Below are 20,931 nucleotides of genomic sequence, written 5' to 3' on the forward strand. Positions count from 1 at the left end.
GTGGCATAAGTTCTCTTTTATTCCAATATTTCTAATAACGCCTGCACAGGATGCTTTAACACCACATGTTCATAACGTTTTACCTGACTGCGACAAGAATAACCGGTAGCTAAACAAAAGTGCGGATCTTTTCCATGTAGTTTTTTATGCCAGGATACATCGTAGATTTCTCGGCTCATTTTTTTATTTTGCATTTCATGTCCAAATACACCAGCCATACCGCAACAGCCTACTTTTTCTACATTCAGTTGTTGTCCAAATCTTCCAAAAATTTCTTGCCATTCTTTTGGGCTGTTCGGCATAAAGGTAGATTCCGTACAATGAGGGAATAAATACCAACCTAAAGTGCGGTCAGTTTTGGCGATGTTTTTTAACTTCTCTTGCAAATCCGCATTTTGTAATCTTTGCTTTAACCATTCGTGTGCGGTGAGAACGTGAAAATCGCCACGTTTTTCTTGTAGTGCTTCCTTGTATTCATCTCGATAAGACAGCACGATGGCTGGATCAATGCCTACAAGTGGAATGCCTAATTTTGCCATTCGATTTAAAAACTCGGCTTGGTTTTGTGCTGTTTTGCTAAAGCGTTTTAAGAAACCTTTAATGTGCATTGCTTTGCCGTTTGGTTTAAATGGCAATAGAATTGGTGTGAAGCCTAATTTCTGCGTAAGCATAACAAAATCCCGTACCACTTTCGCATCATAGTAAGAGGTATAAGGATCTTGCACAATAAATAAAACATTGTTTTTTTCTACCGCACTTAGGTCTTCCAATTCTTCCAAGGATTTGCCTTGATAATGAATTTCCACCAGCTGTTGTTGCAAATTGGGTTCAGAAAGCAAGGGCAAATCAGTCATGCCTAGTGTTTTTTCCACTAATGTTTGCGTGACTTTTAGCTTGGTAAAATAATTAAAGAATTTTGCCTGTTTTGCCATATAAGGCGCAGCGATTTCTAAATTTGCCACAACGTGGTCTTTTGCTGGTCGTAAATAACGGCTGTGATAAAAATGAAAGAATTTCGCACGGAAACTTGGCACATCAATTTTAATCGGGCATTGGCTTGCACAGGCTTTACAAGCAAGGCAAGTATCCATTGTGGCTTTTACTTCGTGAGAAAAATCATAATTGCCTCGCCATTTTTGAACTGTATTTCGTAGTCTTTTTACAAGTGCGGTTAGTTTTATTTCTGTTTTACGGAAGTCTAATTGTTCGGGGGAAACATTTTCATTTGCCATCAATCGAAGCCATTCTCGAACCATAGCTGCACGACCTTTCGGCGAAAATACACGGTTTTTACTGACTTTCATCGATGGGCACATAATGCTGTGTTCATCAAAATTGAAACATAAGCCATTTCCATTGCAGTTCATCGCACCCTTAAATTCATCTCGTATTTGGATAGGAATTTGACGATCCTTATCAGCTCGCATCGGCGAAAGAATAGAATAAAGTTCATCTTTGGAATCTAAAGGCGTACAGATTTTGCCCGGATTTAAGCGATTGTTTGGATCGAATAAGGTTTTGATATAACGAAGTTCGTGCCAGAGTTCTGGCGTAAAGAATTTTTCGCCGTAATGGGAACGCACGCCTTTTCCATGTTCTCCCCAAAGTAATCCACCATATTTAATCGTAAGTTCTGCCACTTCATCTGAAATTTGTTTAAATAATTTCACTTGTTCTTTATCGCATAAATCAAGCGCTGGGCGAACGTGCAACACGCCCGCATCGACGTGACCAAACATTCCATATTGTAAATTGTGCTTGTCTAATAAAGCACGAAATTCACTGATGTAATCCGCAAGATTTTCTGGAGGGACACAAGTATCTTCTACAAAAGGAATCGGTTTGGCTGCACCTTTTGCATTACCCAGTAAGCCCACTGCTTTTTTTCGCATTGCATAAATTCGTTCAATAGACGGCAAATCAGAACAGACTTGATAGCCAATAATGTGATCTTGATTGTGTTCAATTTTTTCATCAAGTAAGTGACAAAGAGCGGTAACTTGGCGGTCTATTTTTTCTTTATTATTACCGGCAAATTCCACAATATTTAAACCAAGAATTGGATCTGCTTCATCTTCTGTAAGAAGTTCATTCACAGAGTGCCAAATAATATCTTGTTTGGCGAGGTTTAAGACTTTGGAATCAACGGTTTCCACAGAAAGCGCATTGGCTTTCACCATAAAGGGTGCATTGCGTAATGCCGCATCAAAAGAACGATATTTAATATTGATGAGCGTGCGATACTGCGGAATTGGCAGAAGATTGAGTTTAGCTTCACAAATAAATGCGAGAGAACCTTCAGAGCCAGTGAGAATCCTTGTTAGATTAAATTCACTTTCATCTTCATTGAATACATTTTTCAGATCGTATCCCGTTAAAAAACGGTTAAGTTGTGGCAAATCTTTAATGATAGCCGCTCTTTTTTCTTTACAGTGTTGCGCAATTGTTTGATGGAGTCTTTTGCTACTATCACTTAATTCAAGCGCATCGATGTTTTCTAAAACATCAACAGAATTGACCGCACTTGTATCTAAAATTTCACCGTTCATTAATACTGCACGTAATGCCAAAACATGATTAGAGGTTTTACCGTATTGCAATGAACCTTGCCCCGAGGCATCTGTGTTAATCATTCCGCCTAAAGTCGCTCGATTGCTGGTGGATAACTCTGGGGCAAAGAACAAACCATGTGGTTTTAAAAATTGATTAAGTTGATCTTTTACAACGCCTGCTTGTACTCGAACCCAGCGTTCTTTTACATTGAGTTCTAAGATGGCAGTCATATGACGAGAAAGATCCACTATTATATTGTTATTGATAGATTGTCCATTGGTTCCCGTACCACCACCGCGAGGAGTAAAAGTGAGTGATTGATATTTTGGTAAATTTGCCAATTTGGTTATACGCACTATATCAGCAACAGTTTTCGGAAAAAGAATCGCCAGTGGAAGTTGTTGATAAACGCTGTTATCCGTAGCTAGACTTAATCTATCTGAATAGTTTGTTGCAATATCCCCCTCAAAATGTTGGCGTTGAAGATCACTAAGATAATCAAGTACATATTGTTCAACTTGAGGAATGCGATTTAGATTTGGCAACATAGTATTTGACCCATTTAAACATATCAGATGGAGACTTTGATAATATCCTAAGGCTAGAATAATGTCGATTAGGAAAGAGAGAGGAGAAGGTAAAAAGTCTGTTTAAGAAAGTGTTATTTTGGATAAAAACTAAACAAATAATTCAAAATAATTTGATCTTTTTAAAATTCATAGGATAATGATCACACTTTTGAACGTTCCTTTGGGGTAAACATAAACAAAGGAATTGAATTTGTCAAAAGGTAATAAAGTAGGGCAAATTCAAAACCCTAGTTAAGTGACTGTTTAGAATGTAACTTTAATTAAAAGTTCAGTATAAACAAGTACACTTTTTTATTACTATTCGATCACTAAATAGAGGACATCAAAATGAAAAAAACTGCAATCGCATTAGTAGTTGCTGGTTTAGCAGCAGCTTCAGTAGCTCAAGCAGCTCCACAAGAAAACACTTTCTACGCTGGCGTTAAAGCTGGTCAAGCATCTTTTCACGATGGACTTCGTGCTCTAGCTCGTGAAAATAAAGTAGGTTATCACCGTAATTCTTTCACTTATGGTGTATTCGGTGGTTATCAAATTTTAAATCAAAATAACTTAGGTTTAGCGGTTGAATTAGGTTACGACGATTTCGGTCGTGCTAAAGGTCGTGAAAAAGGTAGAACTGTTGCTAAACACACTAACCACGGTACTCACTTAAGCTTAAAAGGTAGCTACGAAGTATTAGAAGGTTTAGATGTTTATGGTAAAGCAGGTGTTGCTTTAGTTCGTTCTGACTATAAATTCTACGATAAGAAATACGGCGAACATCACAGAGCACGTGCCTCTGGTTTATTTGCAGTAGGTGCAGAATATGCAGTATTACCAGAATTAGCAGTTCGTTTAGAATACCAATGGCTAACTCGCGTAGGTAAATACCGCCCTCAAGATAAACCAAATAGCGCAATTAACTACAACCCTTGGATTGGTTCTATCAACGCGGGTATTTCTTACCGTTTTGGTCAAGGTGCAGCGCCAGTTGTTGCAGCACCTGAAATGGTAAGCAAAACTTTCAGCTTAAACTCTGATGTAACTTTCGCATTTGGTAAAGCAAACTTAAAACCTCAAGCGCAAGCAACATTAGACAGCATCTATGGCGAAATGTCACAAGTTAAAAGTGCAAAAGTAGCGGTTGCTGGTTACACTGACCGTATTGGTTCTGATGCGTTCAACGTAAAACTTTCTCAAGAACGTGCAGATTCAGTAGCTAACTACTTTGTTGCTAAAGGTGTTGCAGCAGACGCAATCTCTGCAACTGGCTACGGTAAAGCAAACCCAGTAACTGGCGCAATTTGTGACCAAGTTAAAGGCCGTAAAGCGCTTATCGCTTGTCTTGCTCCAGACCGTCGTGTAGAAATCGCGGTAAACGGTACTAAATAATTTTAGTATTTGTTTAACGAAAGATTAAATACAGCAAAAGGCTTAAACTTCGGTTTAGGCCTTTTGTTTTAAATGAATATAAAACCAAGCATTTCAATCAAGTTTTAACTTGTGATAAAATGCTTATCTCGTTTATTTATAGGGAACATTATGGAAACCTTAGACAAAATCAAAAAGCAAATTAGTGAAAATCCCATTCTTATTTATATGAAAGGTTCGCCAAAATTACCATCTTGTGGTTTTTCTGCTCGTGCATCTGAGGCATTAATGCACTGCAAAGTGCCTTTTGGTTATGTGGATATTTTGCAACATCCAGATATTCGTGCTGAATTACCAACATATGCAAATTGGCCAACTTTTCCGCAATTATGGGTTGAGGGAGAATTAATTGGTGGTTGTGATATTATTTTGGAAATGTATCAAGCAGGCGAATTGCAAACTTTATTAGCTGAAGTGGCAGCAAAGCACGCTTAATCACAGTGGAAAAATAAAACCCGCAATAAGCGGGTTTTTTATATAATAAATTTCCCTTGCATTATTAAATAATAGATTAAGCAAACTTTAATACCTTAGAAAGTGCAGTGAAAAATTTATCGTTTTCTTCAGGTAAACCAATACTTATACGTAAATGATTCGGCATGCCATACCCAGCAATTGGGCGAACAATTACGCCTTCTCGTAACAACGCATCATAAATTGGTGCGGCAGGTTGTTTGAAATCAATGGTTATAAAATTTCCTTTAGAGGGAATATAATCCAATTGATTTTTTTGACAAAAGTCTTCATAACGTCGCATTTCTATTCGATTATTTTCAGCGACTTTTTCAACAAATTCATCGTCATTCATTACGGCAACTGCAGCGGTTAATGCCAAAGAATTACAGTTAAATGGCTGTCGAACTCGATTTAATAAATCTGCGATTTCTGGATTAGATACCGCATAACCAATGCGTAAGCCTGCCAAGCCATAGGCTTTAGAAAGAGAGTGGGAAATAATTAAATTTGAATATTTTTTTAATAAACTGAAAGAGTCCACTCGTTCTTCAGATCTAGTAAATTCCGTGTAGGCTTCATCTAATACCACGATTACATTTTCGGGGACTTTTGCTAAAAAATCTTCAATTTCTTGCGATGTTAAAAAATTACCCGTTGGATTATTTGGATTAGCAATGTAAATGAGCTTTGTTTTATCAGAAAGTGCGGTTAAAAATCCTTGTAAATTATGCCCCCAATTTTTAGCTGGAATTTCTTTTGCAACGGCATTTATTGCTTTAGTCACTAAAGGATAAACAATAAAGGCATATTGTGAATAAATGATTTCATCGCCTTCTGCTGCAAAAGTGTGAGCAAAAAGTTCTAATAAATCATTTGATCCATTTCCAAGCGTAATTTGATTTGGTTGAACGCCAAATTTGTTTGCGATAGTTTGTTTTAGTTCAAAGCCATTGGCATCTGGATAACGAGTTAGTTTATCTAATTGTTCAAAAATTGCTTTTTTTGCACTTTCTGGAAAACCAAATGGGTTTTCGTTTGAGGCAAGTTTAACGATATTGGAAATACCAAGTTCTCGTTCTAATTCCTCAATGGGTTTGCCTGCTTGATAAGGGGATAAGGATTTTACGCCACGATTGGCAATGTTGATGTACTGCATAGTTGTATTTATAAATATTGATATGAATTAGTATGAATTTTCAAGTAAATTTGGGCGTAAATACGCCCATTGAAAATGTTCTTTAACTATTGAGGAAGATTTTCAGCTTCAAATTTTTTCATAAATGTAATTAGTGCCTCAACACCATTTTGCGACATTGCGTTATAAATAGATGCACGCATTCCACCTAAAACCTTATGACCTTTCAAGGCTTGCAAGCCCGCAGCAGTAGACTCTGCGACAAATTTTGCATCTAATTCAGGATTACCTGTGATGAAAGTCACATTCATTGTTGAGCGGTTTTCTTTTGCTACCACATTGCGGTAAAGTTTGCTCGAATCAATATAATCATAAAGAGTTTGTGCTTTTAGTGCATTACGTTTTTCGATTATTTCTAAGCCACCTATTTCTTTAAGATGTTTAAATACGAGGGAACATAAATACCACGCAAAAGTTGGGGGGGTGTTGATCATTGAGTCTGCATCACGTTGAGTTGCATAATTCCAAATGGATGGGGTTTCTTTACGTGCATTACCGATTAAATCCTCACGAATAATAACTAATGTAATGCCCGCAGGGCCAAGATTTTTTTGCGCCCCTGCATAAATTACACCAAATTTACTGATATCGATTTGACGTGAAAGAATATTTGAAGACATATCCGCGACCAATACGGTATCGCCCACATTTGGTATATCAAAAATCTCCACACCACTGATGGTTTCATTCGGGCAATAATGAACGTAGTCATATTGATCAGCGATATGGCTAAAATCAAGATCGGTAATTCGGGTTTGTTCGCCATTTTCTACGATAGTGATTTCATCAATTTCTGCAAAATTTCTTGCTTCTTTTGCCGCTGTAGCTGACCAATGCCCACTATTTAAATAAAGGGCTTTGCCTTTTTTACCGATTAAGTTCATCGGAATTGCGGCAAATTGACCGCGAGCGCCACCTTGTAAGAAAAGTACACGATAGTTATCAGGAATATTGTAAACCTCACGTAGATCTTTTTCCGCTTGGGTAACGAGTTCCATAAAATACTTTCCGCGATGGCTGACTTCCATCACGGATACGCCTTGATTGAGCCAGTTTGTAAGTTCATTTTGTGCTTTTTGCAACACTTCTGGGAAAATCATCGCAGGACCCGCGCTAAAATTAAAGACTTGTGACATTGTGTTTCCTTGCTTTTTATGAAAATAATGGTGTCTTTTTTATCACTACAAAAATCGATAATCAATGCTTTTTACTGAAATCAAAAAAATTCTTTCCATCATTCATAAAATAGAGGGTAAATTTTGACGATTGATTAAAAAAAAGCTAAATTACGGCACAGTCATTTTATTTATTTTAAAGGGAGTTGTGATGGAAATTGTGAATAAACAATCTTTTCAAGATGTGTTGGAATACGTGCGTATGTATCGTTTAAAAAATAGAATTAAACGAGATATGGAAGACAATAATCGTAAGATTCGCGATAACCAAAAACGCATATTATTGTTGGATAATTTAAATCAATATATTCGTGATGATATGACTATTGCAGAAGTACGCGGAATTATTGAAAGTATGCGTGATGATTATGAAAGCCGAGTGGATGATTACACGATTCGCAATGCTGAACTTTCTAAGCAACGCCGTGAAGCGAGTACGAAAATGAAAGAGCAGAAAAAAGCACACGCAGAATTATTGAAAAACGCTGAAAAATAATAGGATAACTAGAGCCGACTAAATCAGTCGGCTTATTTTTTTATAAACCATTCATTGCATTAATGATTTTAATTTCATCGAAATTGCCAATATCTTCTTGGAATATTGTACGTTCTTGAATTTTCCCCTCTTGTAATAATTTTTCTCGTTGTGTGCCTAAAAGCAATGGCGTGTCTGGTGTGTACCATTTTTTCCCTTGGCGAAAAATTAAATTACCGATGGAACAATCTGTCACTTTTCCATTTTTGATAATTATAATTTCATCACAAGTGCCACGTTGTGCAAACAATGTATTAATTAAACTGCGATCTGAATATTTCAAGCTGTATTCGATATCGTCACAAATTACAGGTTGAAAAGTGCGGTAGATTTTTTGCTGGTATTCAAAATATTGAATTTTTGTGGTTTCGGCATTGTAATCAATACGGCAGCGAACTAATTGATTTTGTAAATCTTCAGGCAGTTGAATAAGGGAAAAAAGATTAAAAATTTTTACCGCACTTTTGCCATAATATTCACGCAAACTACGTTCATATCGCGCTTGGTGTAAATTGATATTTTTAATTTCCCCCTTTTCAATGCAAAGGGTTTCAAATAAAGGGAACATTAAAGTATTCCTGTTAGTTATTGACTAGGGTAAGCATAATTAAACCGATTTTGGGGCGGTAGTTAGAAATACCCCAAAGGGGAATAACTATGCGTAACCGTGGGTACACTTACCCACGGTATAACAGATTTTTATATCGCGTAAGTTTCTGAAATAGGCAAATAAACTTTTTCAAGCAATTCCTGATATTCATCTGCCACGCGACTGTGAATGGTTATACCACCCCCACTATGAAAATAAAATTTTTCATCTACTTGAGAAATAAATCGAATTGCCACCGCACTTTGTAGTGTTTTACCATCAAATATGCCAAAGATTCCTGTGTAATAACCACGTTTTTGTTTTTCTGCTTGTTGAATAATTTGTGTGGTTTTCTCTTTTGGTGCGCCACTAATGGAACCAGCAGGCAAGAGTTTCGATAAAATATCGCCAATTTGATTTTGCCAGTTTTCATTCAATTTTCCGTAAATTTCAGAACTGGTTTGCAGTATTTCGCCTTTTTGTGTTTTTATGCGATCGATATAACGAAATTTTTTCACTTGAATGTGTTCTGCCACCATTGATAAATCGTTACGCATTAAATCAACAATTGTGTAATGCTCGCGTTGTTCTTTTTCATTTGTGAGTAACTGATTTTCTGCATCGGGCAGAGAGGCGTTAATCGTCCCTTTCATGGGATAAGTAAAAATGCGGTTATCCTGAATATTGACAAAACATTCAGGCGAAAAGCAAACAAATTGATCTTGTAACCACAATTTATAAGGTGCATTGGTTTGATGAAAAATTTGTTCCAGTGAAAGATTTCCTGAAATTTCAGTAGGATAGGTTAGATTCAATAAATAAGAATTACCTTTTTGCAATTCACTTTGAACAAGTTCAAAACCTTGTTGATAACGCGAGAAAGGCATTGGATGTTTGGTAAAATTAAGAGGGATAGGTTGTGGAGAAATCGTGCTATTTCTTTTCTCTAAAATATCAAAATAAATGCCTTGTTGTGCAGAATTTTCGAGAGGACAAATCAAGGGTTTTTCTTTTTCAAAATCAATAAGAAAGAAAAATGGCGTGCGTTGTTTGCCATAATGATTAGCCTGTTTAATAAAATGTTGCATTGTGCTTTGTGTCATTTTGCGTAAAATGACCCGATTATAACGAATACCGAGCGGTTATGAAATTACTCATCATTAATAATCACGATTCTTTTACTTTTAACTTGGTAGATTTAATTCGGAAATTAAATGTGCCTTATGACGTTTTAAACGTGGAAGATTTGAAAGAAAATACAGCGGAAAAATATAGTCATATATTGATTTCGCCGGGGCCTGATGTGCCACGTGCTTATCCACAACTTTTTTCTATGTTGGAAAAATATTATCAGCAGAAATCTATTTTAGGTGTGTGTTTAGGGCATCAAACCTTATGTGAATTTTTTGGCGGTACATTGTATAACTTAGAGAAAGTTCGTCACGGGCAGAAAAGAACATTAAAAGTGCGGTCAAATTCCCCATTGTTTTTTGATCTTCCAACTGAATTTAATATCGGGCTATATCATTCTTGGGGCGTACAGAAAAAAGATTTTCCTAGTTGCCTAGAAATTACCGCACTTTGTGATGAAGATGTAGTGATGGCAATGCAACATAAATCTTTGCCAATTTATAGTGTCCAGTTTCATCCAGAATCTTATATGTCAGACTTTGGAGAGAAAATTTTGCGTAATTGGTTGGCGATTCCTGCTATCTAATTCTGAATCGGCATATAATACACCACTAAATTCAACACTTGATCTATGAAAAAGAATCAGAGGTATATCAAAGCAAATTATTAGTTCATATTGTTTCTTTCAAACTAAGTAATAAAACTACGTTACATTATCTCACTTTGTTTTTGTGTCAATTCACTTTACAATATTGCACTTCAAAGATATTGACAATTTCTACATTAACAGGACAAATAATGGCAACTCTAGCATAACCGCTACGATGAACTGGGATACTATTCTAAACCCTTTTCTTATACGAGTATTGCGCTTTTAGAGGGGAATGCGACATTTTGGGGATTAAAGCCGCCAGCACTCAAAGGGGCTAAAGTATTAGAATTAGGTTCTTCTTTTGGTGGAAACTTAATTTCTCAAGCGGTTTATTATCCAGATACGGAATTTGTTGACGTGGATTTAGCGGATAGTCAAATTACCCAAGGTAATGAAATTATTCACTCAATGGGCTTAACCAATGTTCGTTTAGAAACAAAAAATATTCTTGATATTACGCCTGATTTGGCATGTTTGACTATATTATCGTGCATGGTATTTATTCTTGGGTGCCTGATAATGTGAAAGATAAAATTCTTGAAATTTGTCGTGAAAATTTAACCTCAAACGGTATTGCTTATATTTCTTATAATACCTACCCAGGTTGGAAAAGCCGCGAAGTTGCACGGGATATTATGCTTTATGCCAATAAATATACGCAAGATTTGCCGCTTGCAGAACAAACTCGTCGTGGTAAAGTGGTGGTTCAATTATTTTCTGATGCGATTAAATCCATTGCCTCTGAAAAAATAAAAAATCATAGCCGAGTGGATAATTTGATAGTATTCAAACACATAGTGATCATTATATTGCACACGAATATCTTGCATACCACAATCATCCAATTTATCTTCATCAATTTGTGGATAGTCTCAATCAACATCAATTAGCTTATATTGGCGATACTAGCTTCCAACTTTCCTATATTTCTTGGATGCCTCACCATTTGAGAGAAATGATCGATCAATTATCTGAGACAGATTATGTCGCCCGTGAACAATGCCTTGATTATCTTTACGATGTGGCATTTAGACGAAGTTTGTTATGTCATCAGCATTACAAGGCTATTTAATTCAAAATGAATATAAAGATATGAACAACAATGATAAGTTGATTGATGAAACTTATGATTGCACTGAGTTGTTTAATGCGCTTTGTGATGTATTAACAAGATTAGGTTATATCCAGCCTGTAAACCTATAATCTGTGGACGGTGCGTGTTATGTACCGTTTTATTTTTCATCTAAATATTAACTTAAATTGAGAATTATTTGCATTTAAATGAAATTAGGCATAGAATAGCCGCAATTCAGTCTTAACTGAATAATTTGCACTCAACATAAGGAGCTTTTCAATGCAATTTAAACATTTCAAACTTGCTACCCTTGCGGCAGCACTTGCTTTTTCTGCTAATAGTTTTGCTGATATTACCGTTTATAATGGTCAGCACAAAGAAGCCGCTGTTGCAGTGGCAAAAGCCTTTGAACAGGAAACAGGCATTAAAGTTACGCTAAATAGCGGGAAAAGTGCGCAACTTGCAGGTCAATTAAAAGAAGAAGGCGATAAAACACCAGCCGATGTTTTCTATACTGAACAAACAGCGACTTTTGCCGATCTTTCTGAAGCAGGGCTTTTAGCACCAATTTCAGAACAAACCATTAAACAAACTGCACAAAAAGGCGTACCACTTGCACCGAAAAAAGACTGGGTTGCATTAAGTGGTCGTTCTCGCGTAGTGGTTTACGATCACACTAAATTATCTGAAAAAGATATGGAAAAATCAGTGCTTGATTATGCAACACCAAAATGGAAAGGCAAAATCGGTTATGTATCAACTTCTGGTGCGTTCTTAGAGCAAGTTGTTGCTTTAAGCAAAATGAAAGGGGACAAAGTTGCGCTTAATTGGTTAAAAGGCTTAAAAGAGAACGGAAAACTTTACGCGAAAAATAGTGTGGCATTACAAGCAGTTGAAAATGGCGAAGTGCCTGCTGCGTTAATCAATAACTATTATTGGTATAACCTAGCAAAAGAAAAAGGCGTGGAAAACCTAAAAAGCCGTCTTTATTTCGTTCGCCACCAAGATCCAGGTGCGTTAGTTAGCTATTCAGGTGCTGCAGTATTGAAAGCCTCTAAAAATCAAGCTGAAGCACAAAAATTCGTTGATTTCTTAGCGAGTAAAAAAGGTCAAGAAGCATTAGTGGCAGTGCGTGCAGAATATCCATTACGCACAGATGTGGTTTCGCCATTTAATCTTGAACCTTATGAAAAATTAGAAGCACCTGTGGTATCCGCAACAACAGCTCAAGATAAAGAGCACGCGACCAAATTAATTGAAGAAGCTGGATTAAAATAATCCAAATATTGCGTGTGTGGATTTGAAAAAATTCACGCACGCGTTTACAATTCTCTACTAAAATTAACCGCTTGCGTGCGTGAACTGAAAGGTTCACATTCCTAAAAGGATTTAACTTTGCCTCGCAGACCGCCATTCTGGCTCACTTTACTTATCATCTTAATCGGGCTTCCGTTATGTTTGCCGTTTCTGTATGTCATTTTACGTGCGACAGATGTGGGATTAATGCGAAGTGTTGAGCTATTATTTCGCCCTCGAATGGCTGAATTATTAAGCAATACAATGCTTTTAATGGTTTGTGTAACTATCGGTGCTATTTCACTTGGTACGCTTTGTGCTTTTTTACTTGAACGTTATCGCTTTTTCGGTAAAGCTTTTTTTGAAGTGGCGATGACGTTACCCCTTTGTATTCCCGCTTTTGTAAGTTGTTTTACTTGGATCAGCCTCACATTCCGCGTTGAGGGTTTTTGGGGAACAATTGGTATTATGACATTAAGTTCGTTTCCTTTGGCTTATTTGCCCGTTTCCGCTATATTAAAAAGACTTGATCGTTCTCTTGAAGAAGTAAGCCTTTCGCTTGGTAAAAGCCCTGTGTATACCTTTTGGTATGCCATTTTTCCGCAACTTAAACCTGCCATTGGCAGCAGTATCTTACTGATTGCTTTACATATGTTGGTCGAATTTGGTGCAGTGTCAATTTTAAATTATCAAACCTTTACCACCGCCATTTTTCAAGAATATGAAATGTCTTTTAACAACAGCACTGCCGCATTATTATCCGCCGTTTTAATGGCAATTTGTGTACTTATTGTTTTTGGGGAAATTTTTTTTCGTGGAAAACAAACTCTTTACCATAGTGGAAAAGGTGTTACGCGTCCTTATCTCGTAAAAACACTTTCCTTTGGAAAACAATGTTTAACATTCGGATTTTTCTCTAGCATATTCATTTTAAGCATTGGCGTACCTGTAATTATGTTAATCTACTGGCTTATTGTGGGAACTTCACTCGAAAGTGCAGGCGATTTTTCAGAATTTTTATCGGCATTCAGTAATTCATTTATCATTTCAGGCTTAGGCGCATTACTCACTGTAATTTGTGCCTTGCCATTAGTTTGGGCAGCTGTTCGTTATCGTAGTTATTTAACGATTTGGATCGATCGCTTGCCATATCTATTACACGCAGTGCCAGGCTTAGTCATTGCCTTATCATTAATCTATTTTTCCATCAATTACGCTAATCACCTATATCAAACTTTTTTTGTGATTATCATTGCCTACTTTATGCTCTATTTGCCAATGGCACAAACTACATTAAGAGCGTCTTTAGAGCAACTTTCCGATCAAATCGAAAAAGTCGGTCAAAGTCTTGGGCGAAGCCCTTTCTATATTTTTCGCACCTTGACGCTACCAGCCATATTACCAGGTGTGGCAGCCGCATTTGCTTTGGTTTTTTTGAATTTAATGAAAGAGCTTACCGCGACGCTTTTGCTCACACCAAATGATATTAAAACCTTATCCATTGCCGTGTGGGAACATACCAGCGATGCACAATATGCTGCCGCAACCCCTTATGCGTTAATGCTCGTTCTTTTTTCGGGTATTCCTGTATTTTTATTGAAAAAATATGCGTTTAAATAAAATGATAAATAATCCGTTATTAACCGTTAAAAATCTCAATAAATTTTTTAATGAACAACAAGTTCTGCACAATATTTCATTCAGCTTACAACGCGGAGAAATCCTCTTTTTACTTGGTGCTTCAGGCTGTGGGAAAACAACTTTATTGCGAGCGATCGCAGGCTTTGAACAACCCAATACTGGCGAAATTTGGCTAAAAGAGCGGTTAATTTTTGGCGAGAATTTTAATCTGCCAACGCAACAACGCCATTTAGGTTATGTTGTGCAAGAGGGCATACTTTTTCCTCACTTAAGTGTCTATCGCAACATTGCTTACGGATTAGGCAATGGCAAAGGAAAAAATAGTGAAGAAAAAACGCGAATTGAACAAATAATGCAACTCACGGGTATTTTTGAACTGGCGGATCGCTTTCCACATCAACTTTCGGGCGGGCAACAACAACGCGTAGCATTGGCACGCGCTTTAGCCCCGAATCCAGAACTGATTTTATTAGACGAGCCTTTTAGTGCCTTAGATGAACATCTTCGCCAGCAAATTCGCCACGAAATGCTCCAAGCCCTACGTCAAAGTGGTTCGTCTGCGATTTTCGTTACTCACGATCGTGATGAAGCCTTACGCTACGCTGATAAAATCGCCATTATTCAGCAAGGTAAAATTTTACAAATCGACACGCCTCGCACACTTTATTGGTCGCCTAATCATCTTGAAACAGCAAAATTTATGGGAGAAAGTATTGTTTTACCTGCAAATCTGATCGATGAAAATAACGCTCAATGCCAATTAGGCAATATTCCTGTAAAAAATAACTCAATCTCTCAAAAACAAGGTAAGATTTTGCTTCGTCCAGAACAATTTAGCCTGTTTAAAACATCGGAAAATCCAACCGCACTTTTCAATGGGCAAGTGAAACAAATCGAATTTAAAGGGAAAATTACCGCTGTTCAAATTGAAATTAATGGCTACGCAATATGGATTGAGAACATAATTTCCCCTGATTTATCTATTGGCGATAATTTGCCTGTTTATTTACATAGAAAAGGGCTTTTTTACGCTTAACAATAAAGCCTTATCTTCACGATAAGGCTTATTTTTAAACAATATATTCAGAAAAAATTTGTTCAAGATTTGATATTAAACAGTCTGCCCCTAAAATATTTTCTCCTTTCCATGCCTGTTGTAAAATATCTGGAGAAAATTGCTGGCTTGCCAATTCAGCTAACGGCAAATAACTGATATGCCAAGGCTCTCGCCCCACTTTCTTATTGGACTGCATATTTATAAAAGGCAAAGCAAAATCAAAGTGCGGTAAATTTTCCGTAAGAAATTCACTCAATTCAAAGAAATAGCCGCCTTTTTCATATTCCCAAGGCTCAAGTTGTAAAGATTGCCCTTGTGGCAAAAGATCAGGATCGAAAATATCCACTTCCGTTCCCCAATGATGGCGGCTAGCTGCTGGTAATGCAGACCAACGTAAAATCGCCTGACATTTTTGCCAGTCATCTAATTGGCTTAAATCTAATGCCTTTCCTGCGTCATCGTGTACTTTTCTCTCGCCCTTAAATTTGCTGTTCCAAATAAGCTGTTGGCGTTCAAAATCACGAAAACTGCTCGCAGGCTGTAAATTAAAGCCATTTTTCGCCGCACTTTGTTGCAACCCTTGAAATGCTTGCACAGCTTGCATTTGCAAAAAATGATTTGAGGAATGAATTGCGGGTAAATTGACTAAATGCTCACGAGACTTTCCTGTAAGCATTTCTAGGGTTAATTTCATTTTAGCTATCCAATAAATTCACTAACATTTTGTGATAAATTTCACCGCACTTGCCAAGATCTTCCACGCTGACACATTCATTGACTTTATGAATAGTTGAATTTAACGGGCCAAATTCCACTACTTCAGCGCCCATCAATGCAATAAAACGACCATCTGACGTACCACCACCTGTTTCAGCTTGTGGCGTTATGCCTGTGATTTTCTCAATAGCGGAGGTTATCGAATCTAATAATTTACCCGGTTTTGTTAAAAAGGGTTTACCTGATAAATTCCATTCAATACGATATTTCAAATTATGTTTTTCTAGCATTTCAGCTACTTTTTGCTTTATGATTTCATCCGTGACTTCTGTGCAATAACGTAAATTGAACTGAACATATAACTCAGCAGGAATTACATTATTACTTCCCGTCCCTGCGTGAATGTTAGCAATTTGTAGGCTTGTAGGCGGGAAAAATTCATTACCTTTATCCCATTGATAAGTCGTTAATTCTTGCAAAAATGGGGCTGCTTTATGGATTGGATTTTCAGCTAAATGCGGATAGGCTACGTGTCCTTGAATACCTTGAATATAGAGATTTCCTGTAATTGAGCCGCGGCGACCATTTTTGACAACATCGCCTAAGTTTTTAGCACTTGATGGCTCGCCAACCATGCAATAAGTAATTTTTTCATCACGTGCCATTAACGTTTCAACCACACGCACAGTACCATCTTTTGCAGCCGCCTCTTCATCAGAGGTAATCAATAATGCAATAGTACCCTTATGATTAGGATTTGCTTTTACGTATTCTTCTGCTGCCACAATCATTGCTGCAAGGGATCCTTTCATATCCGCCGCACCACGCCCATAAAGCATGCCATCAATAATCTCCGCAGAAAATGGCGGAGACGACCATTGATTTTCATCGCCAGTAGGCACAACATCCGTATGTCCTGCAAACGCAATAACTGGCTCGCCCGTTCCGTGTGTTGCCCACAAATTCAACGTATCATTAAAAGGCATCCATTCAATTTGAAAACCTAATTTTTCTAAACGTTCGGCAATAATTTGCTGACAGCCCTCGTCATTTGGGCTAATAGACGGGCGACAAATTAAATCTTTCGCCAACGAAACCACTTTTTCTCTCATAAAAACTCCTAAGAAAATAACCGCACTTTAGGCAAAAGCAGCCTGATATTCCTTTTCATTAAAACCAATTAATGCCTTCCCATCTTGTAAAATAATTGGGCGTTTAATTAAAGTTGGATTTTCCTCCAACACGGAAAGTGCGGTCGTTTTATCAAGAGAATTTTTAACTTGCTCATCCAAATTACGCCAAGTTGTACTGCGTTTATTCACTAACACATCCCAGCCAAATTGAGTTTCCGCTTGGGTTAAAAAATTCGAATCTAAACCATCAACACGGTAGTCGTGAAGTTTGTGTTCAATGTTGTGATCCGCCAACCATTTCAACGCTTTTTTTACTGTATCACAATTTTTAATGCCGTAAACTATAATCATATTTCACCTAAAAAAAGAAAAATCCTCAATCTAATCAGACTGAGGATTTTAACCCTTATACTACTTCATCTCAAATGAATTAATATAACAACTTATTGATACGTTTAATAAACACAGCTGGGTTTTCCAAAGATCCGCGCTCTGCTAACATAGCTTGTTCGAGCAACAATTCCACCCAATCAGAAAATTCTGTTTCATCTGCAATCTCAGCCACTTTTTTCACTAAATGGTGTTCTGGATTAAGTTCAAAAGTGTATTTTACTTCTGGAACAGGTTGCCCTGCGGCTGCAAACAATTTCGCCATTTGAGTCGTCATTTGATCGTTATCTGTAGAAACTACCGCTGGTGTATCTGTTAAATTGTGAGTTAAACGCACCATTTTCACACGTTCCCCAAGCAAGTTTTTCACACGCTCAATAAAACTACCAAAGGCTTCATCTTGTTGTTTTTGTGTTTCAGATTCTTTATCCGCTAAATCGCCTAAATCCAAATCGGCTTTCGTGATACTTTGTAATTGTTTACCATCGAATTCAGTCAAATAGCTTAACATCCATTCATCAATGCGATCGGAAAGCAATAAAACCTCAATGCCTTTTTTATTGAATAATTCCAAGTGCGGACTATTTTTCGCTGCAACATAACTATCTGCTGTAATGTAATAGATAGCTTTTTGCCCCTCTTTCATACGCGAGATGTAATCTTCTAAAGAGACAGTTTGCTCGCTGCTATCATTATGCGTTGAAGCAAAACGCAATAACTTCGCGACAGTTTCTTTATTAGCAAAATCTTCTGCAGGGCCTTCTTTCAAGACTAAACCAAACTCTTTCCAGAATTGGAGATATTTTTCTGTATCATCTTTTGCTAATTTTTCTAGCATTTGTAATGAACGCTTAGTTAATGCTTTGCGTAATGCCGCAGTAATTTTGTTATCTTGCAAAATTTCACGAGATACATTTAATGGCAAGTCATTGCTATCAATTAAACCACGCATAAAACGGAGATAATTCGGCATAAATTGCTCAGCATCATCCATAATAAATACACGTTGAACATAAAGTTTTAAGCCGTGTTTATGTTCGCGATTAAATAAATCCCAAGGTGCTTTCGCTGGCACATAAAGCAAACTAGTATATGCTTGATTTCCTTCAACTTTGTTATGCGCCCAAGTCACAGGATCAGCAAAATCATGGCTTAAGTGTTTATAAAACTCTTTGTATTCCTCATCGGAAACATCATTTTTAGAACGCGTCCAAAGTACATCGGATTTATTAATTTTCTCCCATTTTTCGCCGCACTCTTTGCCTTCATTATCATATTCTTTCGTCAACATTTCCACTGGCAAGCCAATATGGTCAGAATATTTACCGATAATTTCACGCAAACGCCATTCGTTTAAAAATTCTTTTTCATCTTCACGTAAATGTAAAATCACATCTGTACCACGGGATTTTTTCTCAATATCCGCCACTGAATATTCGCCTTCGCCCGCAGATTCCCAAAGTACTGCTTTGTCTGCCTCTTGACCAGCCACTCTAGTTTTTACAGTCACTTTATCTGCCACAATAAAAGCTGAATAAAAACCCACACCAAATTGCCCAATAAGCTGGCTGTTTTTTGCTTGATCTTGGCCAAGTGCGGTTAAAAATTCTTTTGTTCCTGATTTTGCAATCGTCCCCAAATGATCAATTACTTGCTCTCGAGTCATACCAATGCCGTTATCGCTAATTGTAATAGTGCCTTTATCCGCATCAAAGCTAACACGCACACGCAAGTTGCCATCGCCTTCATATAAAGCAGGGTTGGAAAGCGTTTTAAAGCGTAATTTATCTGCCGCATCAGAGGCATTAGAAATTAATTCACGTAAGAAAATTTCTTTGTTGGAATACAAAGAATGAATCATTAATTGGAGGAGTTGTTTGACTTCAGATTGGAAGCCACGAGTTTCTTGATTTTGTGACATAATTTTTTCCTTCATAAAGATAAAAATTGAATGCCACAGATATAAGAATAAAAAGAAAGATTTCAAGGGGAAAAGCAAAGTGCGGTGAATTTTCACCGCACTTTTATCAGGCTAGTATCAATTACTCTTTTCTTTCCTTCACATTTTCAACCCAGCGTTCTATTAATCGTTTCGCTTCTTGCTCCGAACCAAATTTGATGAAATCAATATCAAGTAATTTAAGTTTTGCCGGCTCTGAAAGATGTGGATACGCTTTGGCATGAATATTTGTTGGCAGTTGGTAAGAATCCGCCTCACGCCAATGAATTTCTTGGGCTTCAGCAGAAAGAACAAAATTGACAAAGCGTTTAGCATTCTCTAAATTGCGTCCATTTTTAATGATACTGACCGCCCCTAACGTATAGCCTATGCCTTCGCAAGGTAAGGCACCAATAACTGGTGCACCTTTATCCTTTTCACGCACATAAGTATGCATAAAACCAATATCAACAGCGGCTGCGCCCGTAGAAATATTAGCCGTTGCTAATCCAGTTTTCGTGTATTGAGCAATGTTTTTGTCAAGTTCTTTCAAATAAGCAAAGGCTTTATCTTCGCCCATAATTTCAATTAAAGTTGTAAGAATAGTGTAGCCAGTGCCCGATACTCGAGGATCTGGATATTGAATTAACCCTTTAAATTCTGGTTTTAATAAATCAGCATAACATTGAGGTTTCGCGATATTTTTTTCAGCTAGCAGTTTTTCATTCATCCCAATGCCAAGCTCCATAAGATAAATAATCGACGTAGTATCGCCACGTTGTTCCGTGAGCTTTTTGAATTGAGGCATAATTTCTTTTTGCAGAGGCGAACGATAAGTTTCTAACAAACCTGCATCTCGTGCTTGAAAGTGCGGTTCCAATGTACCGCCATACCACACGTCTGCTTGTGGATTTTCTTTTTCAGCTTTGATTTTGCCTAATACAGTCCCAGTGCTATTACGCACAAACTGAGTGTCCACATTATATTTTTTGCTAAAAGCGCGAGCGACTTTTTCACAAGTCGTGTTTTGGACGCTGCAATACAGCACTAATTTGCCTTCTGCTTGAGCAGGGGTTGATAAACTTAATCCTAATAAGCCGCAACCAAGCACGCTGGAAAGTGCGGTCAATTTAAAAGAATTTTTTAAAGAAAAAGAGAGTGTCATGATGCATCCTTACTTATATGAATACAGAAAAAAGTAAGTCAGCCCTTTAAGTAAGAAGGAGAGATTAGTTTCCTACGCCAGTGCTAACTGTTTCAGGTTCACGGGTATTTTCTCAGCGATGTCCGCACCCCGACTAACCGTGAATCAATATAAGTTGTAATACTATTTTTGTAAAGTCGGATAAGTTTATGATTTTCTTGATTGTGATATAAAAAAATTAGACTTATAATTC

At 37.2% G+C, this 20,931-nt stretch carries 21 protein-coding genes and 1 riboswitch; of the genes, 11 read left to right on the plus strand and 10 right to left on the minus strand.

Translation table 11 applies throughout. The features are described 5' to 3' along the window. Nucleotides 1–17 precede the first annotated feature (17 nt). Complete coding sequence (ydiJ, locus tag ACPT8O_RS04910; RefSeq protein WP_021035458.1) at nt 18–3,101, minus strand: D-2-hydroxyglutarate dehydrogenase YdiJ; 3,084 nt, start codon at nt 3,099–3,101, stop codon at nt 18–20. Between the two features lie 369 nt (nt 3,102–3,470). On the opposite strand from ydiJ, the gene ompA reads away from it, so the two are divergent. Then, a complete protein-coding gene (gene ompA, locus ACPT8O_RS04915) occupies nt 3,471–4,514 on the plus strand; it encodes a porin OmpA (RefSeq protein WP_021035457.1) in 1,044 nt (347 codons plus the stop codon). A gap of 150 nt (nt 4,515–4,664) precedes the next feature. Beyond that, nucleotides 4,665–4,988, plus strand: a complete 324-nt coding sequence (gene grxD, locus ACPT8O_RS04920; RefSeq protein ID WP_005653629.1) for a Grx4 family monothiol glutaredoxin — start codon at nt 4,665–4,667, stop codon at nt 4,986–4,988. Nucleotides 4,989–5,064: 76 nt separating this feature from the next. Here the strand turns inward: grxD and hisC are convergent, their stop codons facing one another. Beyond that, nucleotides 5,065–6,165: a histidinol-phosphate transaminase gene (hisC, locus tag ACPT8O_RS04925; protein WP_021035456.1), complete on the minus strand. Its 1,101-nt coding sequence runs from the start codon at nt 6,163–6,165 to the stop codon at nt 5,065–5,067. An 86-nt stretch (nt 6,166–6,251) separates the two neighbouring features. Then, nucleotides 6,252–7,340 carry a 3-phosphoserine/phosphohydroxythreonine transaminase gene (gene serC / locus ACPT8O_RS04930; protein WP_021035455.1) on the minus strand — a complete coding sequence of 363 codons (1,089 nt, stop codon included), beginning with the start codon at nt 7,338–7,340 and terminating at the stop codon, nt 6,252–6,254. Between the two features lie 190 nt (nt 7,341–7,530). Here serC and ACPT8O_RS04935 point away from each other — a divergent pair, with 190 nt between their 5' ends. Then, nucleotides 7,531–7,875 carry a DUF496 family protein gene (locus ACPT8O_RS04935; protein WP_005653635.1) on the plus strand — a complete coding sequence of 115 codons (345 nt, stop codon included), beginning with the start codon at nt 7,531–7,533 and terminating at the stop codon, nt 7,873–7,875. Nucleotides 7,876–7,915: 40 nt separating this feature from the next. Here ACPT8O_RS04935 and ACPT8O_RS04940 read toward each other — a convergent pair whose 3' ends face one another. Further along, entirely contained in the window at nt 7,916–8,482 is a 567-nt protein-coding gene (locus tag ACPT8O_RS04940; protein WP_021035454.1) for an aminotransferase class IV family protein, read from the minus strand. Nucleotides 8,483–8,613: 131 nt separating this feature from the next. Next, nucleotides 8,614–9,606, minus strand: coding sequence for an aminodeoxychorismate synthase component I (locus ACPT8O_RS04945; RefSeq protein ID WP_021035453.1), 993 nt, complete (start codon nt 9,604–9,606; stop codon nt 8,614–8,616). A 41-nt stretch (nt 9,607–9,647) separates the two neighbouring features. Between ACPT8O_RS04945 and ACPT8O_RS04950 the strand changes: the two genes are divergently transcribed. The 8 genes from ACPT8O_RS04950 (at nt 9,648) to fbpC (ending at nt 15,334) form a co-directional block, all read left to right on the plus strand. Continuing rightward, the gene (locus ACPT8O_RS04950) at nt 9,648–10,220 is read left to right on the plus strand and encodes an anthranilate synthase component II (protein ID WP_050848793.1); all 573 of its coding nucleotides are present in this window, start codon (nt 9,648–9,650) and stop codon (nt 10,218–10,220) included. A 381-nt stretch (nt 10,221–10,601) separates the two neighbouring features. After that, nucleotides 10,602–10,811, plus strand: coding sequence for a hypothetical protein (locus tag ACPT8O_RS04955; protein WP_371903639.1), 210 nt, complete (start codon nt 10,602–10,604; stop codon nt 10,809–10,811). After that, nucleotides 10,757–11,176 (plus strand): hypothetical protein, encoded by a 420-nt coding sequence (locus ACPT8O_RS04960; RefSeq protein ID WP_371903636.1) that lies wholly within the window; start codon nt 10,757–10,759, stop codon nt 11,174–11,176. Before ACPT8O_RS04955 ends, ACPT8O_RS04960 begins: the two co-directional genes overlap by 55 nt. Then, nucleotides 11,131–11,358, plus strand: coding sequence for a methyltransferase regulatory domain-containing protein (locus ACPT8O_RS04965; RefSeq protein ID WP_371903640.1), 228 nt, complete (start codon nt 11,131–11,133; stop codon nt 11,356–11,358). Before ACPT8O_RS04960 ends, ACPT8O_RS04965 begins: the two co-directional genes overlap by 46 nt. Next, the gene (locus tag ACPT8O_RS04970; protein ID WP_021035451.1) at nt 11,331–11,489 is read left to right on the plus strand and encodes a hypothetical protein; all 159 of its coding nucleotides are present in this window, start codon (nt 11,331–11,333) and stop codon (nt 11,487–11,489) included. The genes ACPT8O_RS04965 and ACPT8O_RS04970 overlap by 28 nt, the downstream gene beginning before the upstream one ends. A 151-nt stretch (nt 11,490–11,640) precedes the next feature. Next, the gene (locus ACPT8O_RS04975; protein ID WP_021035450.1) at nt 11,641–12,639 is read left to right on the plus strand and encodes an iron ABC transporter substrate-binding protein; all 999 of its coding nucleotides are present in this window, start codon (nt 11,641–11,643) and stop codon (nt 12,637–12,639) included. Nucleotides 12,640–12,756: 117 nt separating this feature from the next. Further along, nucleotides 12,757–14,277 carry an ABC transporter permease gene (locus ACPT8O_RS04980; RefSeq protein WP_021035449.1) on the plus strand — a complete coding sequence of 507 codons (1,521 nt, stop codon included), beginning with the start codon at nt 12,757–12,759 and terminating at the stop codon, nt 14,275–14,277. After that, entirely contained in the window at nt 14,264–15,334 is a 1,071-nt protein-coding gene (gene fbpC / locus ACPT8O_RS04985) for a heme ABC transporter ATP-binding protein FbpC (RefSeq protein WP_021035448.1), read from the plus strand. The genes ACPT8O_RS04980 and fbpC overlap by 14 nt, the downstream gene beginning before the upstream one ends. Before the next feature lie 34 nt (nt 15,335–15,368). Here the strand turns inward: fbpC and ACPT8O_RS04990 are convergent, their stop codons facing one another. The 5 genes from ACPT8O_RS04990 to ACPT8O_RS05010 form a co-directional block, all read right to left on the minus strand. Then, nucleotides 15,369–16,049, minus strand: coding sequence for a M15 family metallopeptidase (locus tag ACPT8O_RS04990; RefSeq protein ID WP_021035447.1), 681 nt, complete (start codon nt 16,047–16,049; stop codon nt 15,369–15,371). Between the two features lies 1 nt (nt 16,050). Further along, nucleotides 16,051–17,184 (minus strand): succinyl-diaminopimelate desuccinylase, encoded by a 1,134-nt coding sequence (dapE, locus tag ACPT8O_RS04995; RefSeq protein WP_021035446.1) that lies wholly within the window; start codon nt 17,182–17,184, stop codon nt 16,051–16,053. Between the two features lie 27 nt (nt 17,185–17,211). Further along, nucleotides 17,212–17,556, minus strand: a complete 345-nt coding sequence (locus ACPT8O_RS05000) for an ArsC family reductase (RefSeq protein WP_021035445.1) — start codon at nt 17,554–17,556, stop codon at nt 17,212–17,214. Between the two features lie 79 nt (nt 17,557–17,635). Next, complete coding sequence (gene htpG, locus ACPT8O_RS05005; protein WP_041175361.1) at nt 17,636–19,516, minus strand: molecular chaperone HtpG; 1,881 nt, start codon at nt 19,514–19,516, stop codon at nt 17,636–17,638. Nucleotides 19,517–19,637: 121 nt separating this feature from the next. Further along, a complete protein-coding gene (locus ACPT8O_RS05010) occupies nt 19,638–20,699 on the minus strand; it encodes an ABC transporter substrate-binding protein (protein WP_021035443.1) in 1,062 nt (353 codons plus the stop codon). 52 nt (nt 20,700–20,751) lie between these two features. Beyond that, nucleotides 20,752–20,841: riboswitch (TPP riboswitch) on the minus strand. Nucleotides 20,842–20,931: the final 90 nt, after the last annotated feature.

The organism is Haemophilus sp. HN_Hi08, assembly GCF_049824455.1.
In the GTDB taxonomy this organism is placed as follows: domain Bacteria; phylum Pseudomonadota; class Gammaproteobacteria; order Enterobacterales; family Pasteurellaceae; genus Haemophilus; species Haemophilus influenzae_D.